Raw genomic sequence first — 12068 nt, 5'->3', positions numbered from 1 at the left:
GCCCACTCGGCCCCCTCGGCCCCCTCAGCGAGCTCCGCCCCGTCGGCGGCCTCCGCCTCGGAGCCGCCGCGTCGGCGCACCACGCCCGTGCGGGAGAAGAAGCCGCTCGCCCCGCGCACCGTGCCGGGCGCGGACGGCCGGCCTACCCTGCAGGATCTGCAGTCCTCCACCCGCAAGGACCGCCGCCTGAAGGCCACCAAGGGCCTGCCGGGCCTGATCACAAAGCTGACCGGCGGGGTGATCTCACCGCGCCCGGGTAAGAAGGAGCGCTTCGAGATCGAGCGTCTGGAGCGGATCCGTCGGCCCCTGGACGGCCCGAAGAACATCGCGGTGGTGAACCTCAAGGGCGGCGCGCATAAGACCACCGCCTCGCTGATGATCGCCGCGACGCTGGGCGTAATCCGCGGCGGCAACGTGCTGGCCTGGGACAACAATGAGACGCGGGGGACGCTGGGCTGGCGCGGGCTGCCCACCGAGCATCACCGCACCGTGGTGGACCTGCTGCATGACATCGATGAGCTGCATGCGGGTGGGGCGAGCAACTCGGACCTGGATCCGTATGTGCGACCGCAGGGCGAGATGCGCTTTGACATCCTCGCCTCCGATGAGGATCCCGGGTCGATGGCCTCGATCGATGCCGAGGCATTCCAGGAGCTGGATGACACGCTCTCGCGCTTCTACCGCATCAAGGTGATCGACACCGGCAACAATGTGCGAGCCTCGAACTGGCTCGCGGCGGTGGAGAGCGCCGATCAGCTGGTGATCATCTCCACGGTGCGCGAGGACACCTTCAATGCGGCCGCCTGGATGATCGATGAGCTGCGGGCAACGGGCCTGGCGGAGCAGGTCGACAATGCGGTGACGATCCTGTCCCACTCCTCGAAGGGGAAGTTCGATCCGAAGCTGCGTTCGCGTCTGATGGCGCACTTCGGGGCGCACACCCGCGCGGTCACCGAAGTGCCCTATGAGCAGCAGTTCGTGGATGGTTCGCATCTGGAGTGGGCTCGGGTCTCTGATGCCACGAAGAACGCCTGGATGAATGCGACAGCGCTGATCATCGACGGGCTGTGAGCGTCGGCCCGCCGTCGCCGCCACGCACGTCCCGGGCGCCTTTCGCAACGTCCTCCACAGTGCCCAGTTATCCACAGCGCCCCGACGGGTGTGGGCGTGCGCCCCTAGGCTTCGAGCATGCCTGAGCGTCGCCTGCACCTGATCGTCGATGACGATCTGGGTCCTGCCCTGTGGGTGCGCGAGCAGACCGGCCCGGGCCGCTCCCGCGCCCTGGAGGACCTCGCCGCCCTGCACGCGGACGCGCCACCGCCGCTTGCGGCAGCGCTCGCGGGTGCCCCGGAGCGGCTGCGGCACCGGGTGCGGATCGGCAGCGCGGAGCAGGGCCGACGGGTCCCAGCGCTGCCGCGGGAGGGACCGGGGCTGACGGCCTTCATGGATGCGGTGCACGAGCTGCTCATCGAGCGTTTCGGCGCTGAGCTCGAGGAACAGCTGGCGCACCTGGTGGCCGAGGGTGCGGCGGTGCGTCTGAGCCCCGAGCTGATCGCCATGCCGGATCTGGTGGCTGCGGCGGTGCTGGATCTGCGGGCCCGCGAGCTGGTCGCGGAGCGGAACCTGCGGATCCGCAGCGGGGAGCGGTTCGCGCGCGGGGTGCTGCGCTGGCACGCCCCCGACGGCGACGCCCCGCCGCTGCTGCACGCCCTGGTCGATGCCCGCGCCCGCACCGCTTTTGCCGCGCACCTGGCCGCGCGCCCCGAGACCCCGGACCCGCACGGGGTGCTCACGGCCTTGGCGGGCGATGGGGACCTGCCGCTCGAGCTGCCCGCCCGGCGCCGCCTGGACCGGGCGCTGTCCGCATACACGGACTCGGGCCGCCCCGGCGTCACCCTCGGCTCACGCGAGAACGAGCTGGTGGTGCGGCTGTTCGCGCCGCCGCTCGGCTCGGCGTGGCCGCTGCAGACGTGCCTGCGCGAGCCCGATGGGACGGTGCACCCGGTGGCGGATCTGCGGGCCGTCGGGGACCTCACCCCGGCGGGGGCGGCGGAGGCAAGCGCCGAGGTGATGCGCCTGGCCCCCACGGTCCGAGAGGCCGCGGTGGATGACACGGGCGTGGACTGGCTGCTGACCACGGCCGAGGCCTCCCGTTTCCTGTCCCTGGACACCCCGGCGCTCGAGGAGGCGGGGGTGACGGTGCTGCTGCCCCGCGAGTGGACCGCCCAGCGCACCACCCTGCGCCCCCTGGAGGTTGAGGAGGAGCAGCAGGAGCAGCCGCGGGACGGCTCCGGGGTGGGCCTGCAGGCGATGGCCCGTTTCAGCTGGCGCGTCGCCGTCGGGGAGACGGAGCTGACCGCGGAGGAGATGGAGCAGATCCGCTCCGCGCAGTCGGAGCTCGTGCATCTGCGCGGCCAGTGGGTGCGGCTGGATCCGACGACGCTGCGCGCCGCCGAGCGGTTCCTGGAGAGCTTCCGCTCTCGCTCCACCACCTTCCCGCTCGCCCGCGCGCCCCTGCCCCGGCTCTCGCTCCCAGGGACCGACGGGACCGTGGTGCCCCTCGCCCCGGCGAGCGCCCCCTTCGAGGTGGTGGGGCAGGCGCCGTGGATCGAGATGTTCTCGATGATCCTCTCCCCCGAGGCGGCTGATGTGGACTTCGGGATCTCCGCGATGCTCGCGGGCGGGGCCGATGGGCTGGCGCGGCTGCTGCCGGGCGGTGCGGGTCCGGCCGAGCTGCCGCCCCCGGCGACGCTGCGCGCCACCTTGCGGCCCTATCAGCTGCAGGGCCTGAACTGGCTGTGGGCCCTGCACGGCCTGCAGCTGGGCGGGATCCTCGCCGATGACATGGGGCTGGGCAAGACGATGCAAGTCCTCGCGCTGCTGTGCCGGGAGCGGGAGGAGGCGCTGACTGCCGCAGCGGAGGGCCGGCAGCATCCCATCGGCCCCACATTGCTGGTGTGCCCGATGTCGGTGGTGGGGTCCTGGCAGCGGGAGGCCGCGCGGTTCGCCCCGCATCTGGCGGTGCATGTCCATCACGGCGGGGACCGGCTGCGCGATGAGTCCTTCGTGGCTGGAGCGGAGGATGTCGATCTGGTGATCACGACGTATTCGCTGCTGGCGCGGGATCAGAACCTGCTGGCCGCGGTGCCGTGGCATCGCCTGGTGCTGGATGAGGCGCAGCATGTGAAGACCCCCAGCACGCAGGTCACGCAGGCGGCGCGGCGCCTGAAGGCACGGCACCGTCTGGCCCTGACGGGTACGCCGGTGGAGAACCGGCTGGGGGATCTGCATTCCCTCATGGAGGTGGTGAATCCCGGTCTGCTGGGCAGTGCGCAGAGCTTCACCGACCGCATCGCCACCCCGGTCCAGGAGGAGGGCGATGCCGCGGCGCTCAGCCGCCTGAAGTTCATCACCAGCCCGTTTGTGCTGCGGCGGTTGAAGACGGACCGATCGATCATCAGCGATCTGCCGGAGAAGATCCAGCTGCAACGGGTGGTGAACCTGACGCCGGAGCAGGCAGGCCTGTACGAGGCGGTGGTCGAGGAGCTCATGGCGCAGATCGGCGGGGAACCCCCGGGGCGCCGTCGCACTCTCGTGGCGGGGGCGATCACGCGGCTGAAGCAGGTGTGCAACCATCCAGCGCACTTCCTGCAGGATGGTTCGCCGCTGCTGCGCGATGGCCAGTCCCGCTCGGGCAAGCTGGAGCTGGTGGATGACCTGCTGGCGACCGTGTTCGAGCAGGGTCACAAAGCGCTCGTGTTCACGCAGTTCACGACGTTCGGGCATCTGCTGGTGCCGTACTGGACGGAGCGTTTTTCCGCCTACGGCATCGAGGTGCCTTTCCTGCACGGCGGGGTGCCCAAGCCCGCGCGGGACCGCATGGTCGCCGAGTTCCAGGAGCACCCCGATCGGCCCGGGGTGATGCTGCTGAGTTTGCGGGCCGGCGGCACCGGTTTGACCCTCACGGCGGCGAACCATGTGGTGCATCTGGACCGCTGGTGGAACCCGGCGGTGGAGAACCAGGCCACCGACCGCGCCTACCGGATCGGCCAGCGCCGTGATGTCACCGTGCACACCCTGGTCAGCGCCGGCACGATCGAGGAGCGGATCGATGACGTGCTGCAGGACAAGCAGGCGCTCGCGGAGCTGACCATCGGCCCGGGTGAGGAGTGGATCGGGGATCTGGACGATGACCGGCTGCTGGAGCTGCTGCGCCTGGATGATGCGGAGGACCGATGAGCATTCAGCTGCGTTCCCGCCGTGGCCCGGTGGGGAAGGCCTGGCAGGCCACGGCGCTGCGGGAGCGGATCGAGCGCCTGCTGGGGCCGGGGCGGATCGCGCGCGGGAAGGCCGATGCGCGCGCCGGCCGGGTGCAGTGGCTGGATGTGCAGACCGGGGCGGCGCGCGGCGATGTGCTCGACGCCGACGGGAACCTGTACCAGGCCCGGATCGACGTGCCGCCGCTGCGTCCGGGGGAGGCGACACAGGTGCGGCGCATCGCCCGGCAGCATCCCGAGCTGCCGGCACGTCTGGCCGGGGGCAGCTACCCGGAGCCGGTCGAGGAGCAGCTGGCTGCCGCGCAGGTTCCGCTGCTGCCGCGTGACGCCTCGGAGCTGTCCCATGACTGCTCCTGCCTGGACTGGCCCGGCCCCTGCCGACACGTCAGCGCCCTGGTATATGTGCTGGTGGAGGCCGTGGACGCGGATCCCACGCTGCTGCTGACCCTGCGCGGGATGAGCCTTGCGGATCTCGTGGAGGAGCCGCAGCGCCCCCGCGCCGAGCTTCCCGAGCGTCCGACGGGCCTGGATCCCACCCGGCTGCGCCCGGAGCTGCTGGAGGCTGAGCTCGGCGCCGAGGCGGCCGCGACGCTCCACGCCTTCTTCACCGAGCCCCACAGCGAGCGCCTACAGTGACGTCCATGCCTTCCACCTCCCCTGCCCCCCGTTCCTCCCAGACGCCCGCCAAGGTCGTGCCCGACGCAGTGCGCACCGAGCTTGCGTCCCTGTTCAGCACGGCGGTGGACGAGCATCGCACCGCCGGGGTGACCTGGGCGGTGATCGGCGGGCACGAGCATGACCGCGGGATTCTCGCACACGGAGCGGCGGGGCAGCGGGAGCTGCTGGACGGGATGCCCGCCCCGGGCAGCGGGCCGATGGACGAGGCGACCGTCTCCCGCATCGCCTCGATGACGAAATCCTTCACCGCCGCGACGATCCTCGCGCTGCGCGATGAGGGCGCCCTGCGCCTGGATGACTCGATCTCCCAGTACGTCCCGGCGGCCGCCGGAGCGTTCGCCCTGGCCGCCGATGACCGCGAGCCGACCTTGCGGCAGCTGCTCAGCATGAACGCCGGGCTCGTCACGGACAACCCGTGGGGTGACCGGCAGGAGGCGATGAGCCCCGAGGACTTCGACGCCATGCTGCGCCAGGGCCTGGGTGCCGTGCACCGTCCCGGCACCGGCTTCGAGTACTCCAACACCGGGTATGTGCTGCTGGGCCGCGTGATCGACGAAGTCACCGGGAACAGCTACCGCGAGGAGATCCGCGAGCGGTTCCTGGACCCCCTGGGGCTGCGGGACACCGGCTGGAGCGATGTCGAGATCGACAAGGACCAGCTGGCCGTCGGCCACCGGGTGGCTGACCGCACCGACGCCACCCGCTTCGAGTCCGTCCCGCTGTCCGGCCCCGGCGCCTACGGGGCGATGGCCGGACTGTTCTCGACGGTGACCGATGTGGCGCGCTGGGTGCGGTTCCTCGCCGCAGCCGATGCGCCCGATGCGGCCCAACGTCCGCGCGGACCGCTCGCCACCGCCTCCCGCCGCGAGATGCAGCAGATGCACCGCCACCAGATGCTGCCCGCGCGCCGCCCCCAGGCCTCGCCGGAGGCCGGGGCCGCCGATCAGAGCACGGATGCCGGGAGCTTCGATCGCATCCGCGGCTACGGTTTCGGCCTGGTCATCGAGCAGTTCCCGGATCTGGGCGAGGTGATCTCCCACTCCGGCGGCTACCCCGGCTACGGCTCGTTCATGGCCTGGCATCGGGACAGCGGCGTGGGCATCGTGGCGCTCGCCAACTCGAAGTACGCCCCCGCGGTGCCGCTGGGGATGCAGGCACTGCGGGTCCTGCAGCGTGAGCTGCCGCAGCTGCTGGCCCCCGCCCCGATCCCGCTCGGGCCGTGCACCCGCACCGCCGCGGAGGCGGCCCTGGCCTGGCTGCGCACCGACAACTCCTACCTCGCCGACCGCTTCTTCGCCGACAACATGGATCCCGACGTGCCGCGGGCTGAGCGGCGGCGCCGCCTGGACGCGGCACTGGCCGCCAGCGGCCGCAACATGCAGGACATCGCCCAGCTGGTCGTCGACGATGCCGAGGTGATCACCCCGCAGCAGCTGCGCTGGCGCCTCACCGCCCGGGAGGAGGGGCAGGAGGACCTGGTGATCGACCTGCTCATGGATCCACGACGGGAGGCGCTGCTGCAGGCGCTGAACGTCAGCTCCATCGCCCGGCGCTGAACCGGGCCCCGGGCGGGTTACGTCTGCGGTGAGGGCGCGGAGGGCAGCTCAGCCGAAGGCGAGCCCGCCCTCGCCGTCGGCGCGGCAGGACAGGTACGTGCCGTCCTCGGTGATGCCGATGACACCGAGGTCCTCGCTGACGCACTCCTGCCCCGGCTCCACGTGAGCGAAGGCGGGGTCGACGGGGCTCGCGGGCCCGGCCGAGCTGCCGGGGCCGAACATCATCACGAGCACCACTGCCGCGATCACGCCGAGCACCACTGCGGCGAGGGCGCCGATGGTCACGGCGATCATCGTGCTGCGGTCCGGGCCGCGGCGCGCCCCCGTCGTGGTGGTGGAGGCAGCGGTCTGCGTCGTGCCGGCCACATGTGACCCGCCGGGCCCACCGGGGCCGCCGGGTCCTCGCTGCCCGGGAGCTCCAGGCGGGCTGCCCGGGCCGTAGCCGGGGCCATGCCCCGCCGCGCCCGGCGGCTGCCCCCCGGGGACGAGCCGCTGCCCGGTCTGCGGGGACGCGGAGGGCGGAGAGAAGCCCTGCTGCACCTGCCCGGCCCTGATCGCCTCCATCGAGGAGGCCGAGGGATGCGGGGCGGGACGCTCGGGCCGCGCGGCACCGGGGGCGTTCGGCGGCAGCGGATCCAGGGTGTCGTGGAATTCCAGGGGGGTGCCGTCGGCCAGGGTCAGCGGGTAGCCCTGCGGCACGCGCGGCAGGTCCCGGCGCACCGATTCGGCGTCCTGGTAGCGGTCCTCCGGCTGTGCGGCCACGAGCTTGCGGATCACCGCGGAGAGCTTCGGGGTCACGCCGCGCAGATGCTGGGTCAGCTCATCGGGGCGGAACGCGCCATCACGCAGCTTGAGCGGGCCGTTCAGCGCCACAAGCGCCACCACGCCCGCGGCATACAGGTCATGGGAAGGGGCGGGCTCAGCCATCGCGAACAGCTCCGGGGCCATGTACCCGGGGGTGCCGTTGACCATGCCGACGTGGGTGAAGCGCACATCGGTCTCATGCACGGCGATCCCGAAGTCCGCCAGACGCGAGACCGGCCACGCCCTTCCGCGCGGTTCGAACATGATGTTCGCGGGCTTCACATCGCGGTGGATCCACCCCTGGGAGTGCACATGCGCGAGCCCGGACAGCAGCTGGTCCAGGATCACTACCACGGCGGGTTCGGCGAGCTTGCCGCGCTTTTTGACTACCGCCTCCAGGGTGCCGCCGGAGACGAGCGGCATGGCGATCACCACGTGCTCATCCTCGGCGCCCCACCCGTAGGGGGTCAGCAGATGCGGATGGTCGAAGCTGACGCCCTTCTCGCGTACGAAGCGCATGAGGTCTGCGGAATCGCGCTGCCGCAGCACCTTCGCGGCGCACAGCTCCTTGGTCTTGGAGTCCCAGGCGCGCCAGACGGACCCGGAACCGCCCTTGGCGATCAGGTCGATGAGCGCGAAGCGCCCCACAATAACGTCAGCCATGATGTTTTCAGCATAACCGGCGTGGGGTCCGCCACGGCCTGCCCGCTATGCTGGAGCGGTTCCGGGCGCCCGTCGCGGCGCCGTGAGCGCAGGGACGAAGGGGGCAACGATGGACCGGCTGACGCAGATCCCCGGCGCGCCCCTGGCCGGGGGGTTCCGCGGCGACCCGTTCTGGGATCCGGTCCCCTTCGACTGGACGCTCATGCTGATCCTCGTGGCCATCTGTCTGCTGCTGACCCTCGCGGTGGTGGTGTGGTTGGTGATGCAGCCGGAGGAGCCCGAGCACAGCACCAAGCACCTCGTGGACGACGCCGTGCAGCGCGACCATGACCGCGCCCGAACAATCCATCAGCGCATGAACGCCGAGTCCGGCCGCGCCGATGCCGCGCAGCCCGATCCACGATGACCTCCCGCACCCCGCGCCCCCTGCTGCCGCGCCCGCAGCTCCCGCGCCGCCGCATCCTGCTGACCGCGCTCGCCGCGTCCCCGGCGCTGCTGGCCGTCGGCTGCGGCCCCTCCCCCGTCGCCACCTCCTCTCAGGTGCCGCGCGACCCGCTCGCTGAACTCGACCCGCAGGTGTGGAACGCCCGCACCGCCGAAGAGCTGCGCGCCCTGCCGATCCAGGGCGCCGCCGTCGGCCTCGAGGGCTGGCAGGAGCTCGGCGAGGACGACTCAACGCTCGATGACCTACGCGATGAGATCACGACCTTCGTGGACACCGCCTACCTCAGCCCCGCACGGCAGCAGGACCTCGACCCCGCCGAGCGGGAAGCCCTCATGCTCGAGACAGTGCCGCAGACCCTCGCGGAGAAGGTGACATCGACCTGGGCCGAGCGCCGGGGGCACTTCCTCTCCTTCGCGCTCGCCCCGAATTTCCGCACCGTCGGCGCCCCGGCGATCGCCGCGGGCTGGCACCGCGCCTCCGATGACGGCACACCAGCGCTGGTGCTCGCAGCGACCATCGCCCACACCGTCATCGACACCACCACCCGGCGCGTCGGGGTGATGGCCATCCAGGTGGGGCTGGTGGCGGCGATGGAGACGGACGGCAGCCCCGCACCGGGCCGTCTGCACGTGCTCCTGCACGGTCTCGATGACTGCGCGACCGACGCTGCGAACGCCCTGCTGACCCCGGCCCTGGAGGAAGCCGAGAACCATGAGGCCGCGCAGCGCGCAACCATGGCCGAGGTGATCGAGCACCCCGTCATCACCCCGGAGGATGTGCTCGAGGACAGCGGGACGTTCACCGCTGACCACAGGACCTACGTCGAGTGCTGACATCCGCGGCACACTCTCCGTGACGGGGATCCGACTGCAGCACCGGGTGTTCATCTGGCCGCCCTCCCCCGCTCACCGGCGCCTCGCACCGAGGTCGCCAGCCCTCCTTAAGGTTCTGCGGGTGCACGCACCGCCGCGGAGCAAGAAGGGGGAGCCGATGGAAGCCGGACGCACACTGATCCTGGCCGTCGACGGTCTGGAGGCCTTCGAGGCGACGAGCCTGCTGCATGCCCCGGATACCCGCACCCTGACGGTCCGGCCCGGCGGGCCCTCGGAGTCCGCACCGGCGCTGGCGAGCCTGACCACCGGCGCGACCGTCGCCCACACCGGGGTGGCGACCGAGGAGCCCTTCGACCCCACCGCCCCGGAGCGCCGCTCCACCTGGTACTCCGCGGCGATGCGCGCCCAGACCCTGTTCTGCCGGGTGCGCGAGGCAGGTGGGATGTGCGCGGCGCTGCAGTGGCCGGCCACCGCCGGCAGCGGCATCGACCTGTGCCTGCCGCTCGTGGAGGACCTGCGGCACTACCGCAACCGCTGGCAGATGACGGAGGCGACGAGCTCCCCGCGGATGGTCGCCGAGCATCTGGCTCAGCGCCGGGCCGCCGGGGTGCAGCTGTCCCAGGTGGCGCCCGATGCGCTGGTCGCCGAGATCGCGGAGGAGGCCCTCGTCGCGGGGCGCATCGACCTCATGGCGGTGCGGCTGACGGGCCTGGGGGCGGCGCGACGCTGCGCGGGCCTGGATGGCCCGGAGGTCTCCCGCTCCCTGTCCGACACGGTTGAGGCGATCCAGCGGATCCGCAGCGCCTTCGCCACACAGACCGACGACCGAGTGGTGCTGGTGCCAGGTCGGCCGCTCGTGCCCACGGCGCTGCTGGTCCACCCGAACACGGAGCTGGCCGCAGCCGGGCTGCTGCGCACCGACGGTACGCGCATCGCGCAGTTCCGGGCACTCGTGTGGCCCGATGGTCCGCGCGGCGTGATCCATGTGCGGCGCGAGGAACCGGCAGCGGTGCGCGGGCAGACCCTCGCGGCGCTGCGGGAGCTGGGGGCGCATACGCGGCTGACGCTGCGGGAGGTGGCCGACGGGGTGGGGGCCACGCGCGAGACCGATGTGATCGGGGTGCTCGAGGGCACGCCGGGCACGGTGTTCGGGCTGCCGGCGACGCATCGGCCGCTCGTGGACGGCGAGGATCCGTACTATGCGGGGCCGCGCGCGGTCAGCGACCCGTCGGCCCCCACCGTGGCCTCCGCGCGCGGACCGGGCCTGCCGGAGGGCCCGGTGGAGGGATCCTGGGCGGATCTGGGGGTCACGCTCGCCACCGCGATGGGTGTGCAGCTGCCGGATGCGACCGCGAGCGGGATGCGGGGCATGGTCCAGCCGGTGTGAGCCGACGCCGCGGGGCGCAGCAGCTCAGCGCAGGCGGCGCAGCGTCTCGCGCAGCTCGTCCCAGGCCTGGCAGATCCGGCTGGGCTCGGGCGGCGCGAGGCGGTCGCGCAGGTCATCGAGGGCCGGGGCGTGATGGGCGATGTGGTGCGCCCCGCCGTGCAGCGCCGGATGCTGGGGCCGTTCGGCGAGCTCTCGGGCGGTGACGGCGACGTCGAACGTCACGTAGACCAAGCGCTGCCCGTCGGCGTCCAGGAGCACCGAGAGCATGTCCGGGCTCTGCCCCAGGTCTGCGGCGACATCGGCCCACAGGCGGGCGAACGCCGCATCGAGCTGCGCAGAGATCTCGGCGTCGGCGCGCACGGCGTCCCGCCGCGGCAGGGAGACGAGGTTGCCCCCCACATCGGCGATCTCGTCGATGACCTCGTGCACCTCGGGGCTGTCCCCGGGGCTGTCCTGCCCTCCATCCGGGTCCGGGGCGAGGCGGATCTGCTGCAGGGCGATGCGCAGCGCCCCGCTGGTGGTGAACCGCCACAGCAGCTCGTGGATCGTCTCGACCGCGGGGGTGACACCATCCCACGTCACCGAGCCCTGAACGGGGTGGGTCACGGGGCGAGCACCTCGCGGATGGCGCGGATCTGGTGCCGACGGGCCTCCTGCGCAGCAGGACCCTCACCGCGGACCGCCGGGGAGCGACCGGCCGTAACGCTCACGAGCTCGCGGGGCGTGCCGGAGCGGATGAGGGCGGTGGCGAGGTCCTGGGCGTCCTGCCGCAGCTCATCGTGCTCCCCGGCGACGATGAGCACGGGCGGCAGACCAGCGAGGTCGGCGAGCGCCGGGCTGATCCGCGGATCCTCGCGCGGGACGGATGCGGTGTACAGCTCGGCGGCGGTGCGCAGCTGATCGAGGTCATGCTGCTCGCGGGTAAGGTCCACCCACGGTGACTCGACCAGCAGCGCGGCCGGGAGGGTCGCGCCCTGCTCGGCGAGGGTCTGCGCGGCGGCGAGAGCGAGCGCGGCGCCGGATCCCTCACCGCTGAGCACCCAGTGCCCGGGCCGCAGGGTCACGTCCTCGCTGAGATCCTCGATGACAGCCAGGACGTCGTGCAGCCCGGCGGGGAAGGGGAAGCGGGGCGCCAGGCGGTGGTGGATCATCACGGCGGCGGCACCGGAGCGGCGCGCCACCTCTTCGAGCCAGGCCCAGTCCGCGCGGCCCGCCCCGTACAGGTGGTCTCCGCCGTGCAGGTGCACGATGATGCCGTCGGCGGCGCGGTCGCGGTCGATCCAGGTGACCGGCACCCGGCCGCGACGTTCGCGGTGGACGCGGGACGGCGAGGCGATGGACCGCGGCGGGGTGGTGGGCCGTTGGGAGGCGAGGATCCGCACGGTGCGCAGGGTGCTCACGAGGCTCATGGAGGCATCTTCCCAT

General features: G+C 72.3%; 9 protein-coding genes and 1 pseudogene. 7 read left to right on the top strand and 3 right to left on the bottom strand.

The window, feature by feature from the left end:
* The 4 genes and pseudogenes from MU407_RS10335 to MU407_RS10320 all read left to right on the top strand — a co-directional run.
* Positions 1-1071 (top strand): annotated as a pseudogene (locus tag MU407_RS10335) (chromosome partitioning protein); the annotation flags it as partial.
* A 117-nt stretch (positions 1072-1188) separates the two neighbouring features.
* Complete coding sequence (locus tag MU407_RS10330; protein WP_246957227.1) at positions 1189-4239, top strand: DEAD/DEAH box helicase; 3051 nt, start codon at positions 1189-1191, stop codon at positions 4237-4239.
* Entirely contained in the window at positions 4236-4913 is a 678-nt protein-coding gene (locus MU407_RS10325; protein ID WP_246957224.1) for a hypothetical protein, read from the top strand. Before MU407_RS10330 ends, MU407_RS10325 begins: the two co-directional genes overlap by 4 nt.
* A gap of 5 nt (positions 4914-4918) precedes the next feature.
* A complete protein-coding gene (locus MU407_RS10320) occupies positions 4919-6511 on the top strand; it encodes a serine hydrolase domain-containing protein (protein WP_246957221.1) in 1593 nt (530 codons plus the stop codon).
* A 48-nt stretch (positions 6512-6559) separates the two neighbouring features.
* Here MU407_RS10320 and MU407_RS10315 read toward each other — a convergent pair whose 3' ends face one another.
* The gene (locus MU407_RS10315) at positions 6560-7978 is read right to left on the bottom strand and encodes a serine/threonine-protein kinase (protein WP_246957218.1); all 1419 of its coding nucleotides are present in this window, start codon (positions 7976-7978) and stop codon (positions 6560-6562) included.
* Positions 7979-8087: 109 nt separating this feature from the next.
* Between MU407_RS10315 and MU407_RS10310 the strand changes: the two genes are divergently transcribed.
* From MU407_RS10310 to MU407_RS10300, 3 genes are all read left to right on the top strand, one after another.
* Positions 8088-8384, top strand: a complete 297-nt coding sequence (locus MU407_RS10310) for a hypothetical protein (RefSeq protein ID WP_102236815.1) — start codon at positions 8088-8090, stop codon at positions 8382-8384.
* On the top strand, positions 8381-9256 hold the full coding sequence (locus MU407_RS10305; RefSeq protein ID WP_246957215.1) for a hypothetical protein: 876 nt from the start codon (positions 8381-8383) through the stop codon (positions 9254-9256). Before MU407_RS10310 ends, MU407_RS10305 begins: the two co-directional genes overlap by 4 nt.
* 157 nt (positions 9257-9413) lie before the next feature.
* Positions 9414-10643: an alkaline phosphatase family protein gene (locus tag MU407_RS10300; RefSeq protein WP_246957213.1), complete on the top strand. Its 1230-nt coding sequence runs from the start codon at positions 9414-9416 to the stop codon at positions 10641-10643.
* Positions 10644-10667: 24 nt separating this feature from the next.
* Here MU407_RS10300 and MU407_RS10295 read toward each other — a convergent pair whose 3' ends face one another.
* Positions 10668-11249 carry a hypothetical protein gene (locus tag MU407_RS10295; protein WP_246957211.1) on the bottom strand — a complete coding sequence of 194 codons (582 nt, stop codon included), beginning with the start codon at positions 11247-11249 and terminating at the stop codon, positions 10668-10670.
* Complete coding sequence (locus MU407_RS10290; protein ID WP_246957209.1) at positions 11246-12052, bottom strand: alpha/beta hydrolase fold domain-containing protein; 807 nt, start codon at positions 12050-12052, stop codon at positions 11246-11248. Before MU407_RS10290 ends, MU407_RS10295 begins: the two co-directional genes overlap by 4 nt.
* Between the last annotated feature and the right edge of the window lie 16 nt (positions 12053-12068).

The sequence above is a fragment of the Brachybacterium sp. Marseille-Q7125 genome, from assembly GCF_023062615.1.
Taxonomy (GTDB): Bacteria; Actinomycetota; Actinomycetes; order Actinomycetales; family Dermabacteraceae; genus Brachybacterium.
The sequence above is the reverse complement of the archived record's forward strand: the minus strand, read 5'-3'. Positions and strand labels throughout refer to the sequence as shown.

What these genes read in the sequence shown, in the direction of transcription:
- MU407_RS10305 (WP_246957215.1), top strand. Translation starts at nt 8,381, where the DNA reads ATGACCTCCCGCACCCCGCGCCCCCTGCTGCCGCGCCCGCAGCTCCCG.
- MU407_RS10330 (WP_246957227.1), top strand. Translation starts at nt 1,189, where the DNA reads ATGCCTGAGCGTCGCCTGCACCTGATCGTCGATGACGATCTGGGTCCT.
- MU407_RS10325 (WP_246957224.1), top strand. Translation starts at nt 4,236, where the DNA reads ATGAGCATTCAGCTGCGTTCCCGCCGTGGCCCGGTGGGGAAGGCCTGG.
- MU407_RS10315 (WP_246957218.1), bottom strand. Translation starts at nt 7,978, where the DNA reads ATGGCTGACGTTATTGTGGGGCGCTTCGCGCTCATCGACCTGATCGCC.
- MU407_RS10300 (WP_246957213.1), top strand. Translation starts at nt 9,414, where the DNA reads ATGGAAGCCGGACGCACACTGATCCTGGCCGTCGACGGTCTGGAGGCC.
- MU407_RS10310 (WP_102236815.1), top strand. Translation starts at nt 8,088, where the DNA reads ATGGACCGGCTGACGCAGATCCCCGGCGCGCCCCTGGCCGGGGGGTTC.
- MU407_RS10290 (WP_246957209.1), bottom strand. Translation starts at nt 12,052, where the DNA reads ATGAGCCTCGTGAGCACCCTGCGCACCGTGCGGATCCTCGCCTCCCAA.
- MU407_RS10320 (WP_246957221.1), top strand. Translation starts at nt 4,919, where the DNA reads ATGCCTTCCACCTCCCCTGCCCCCCGTTCCTCCCAGACGCCCGCCAAG.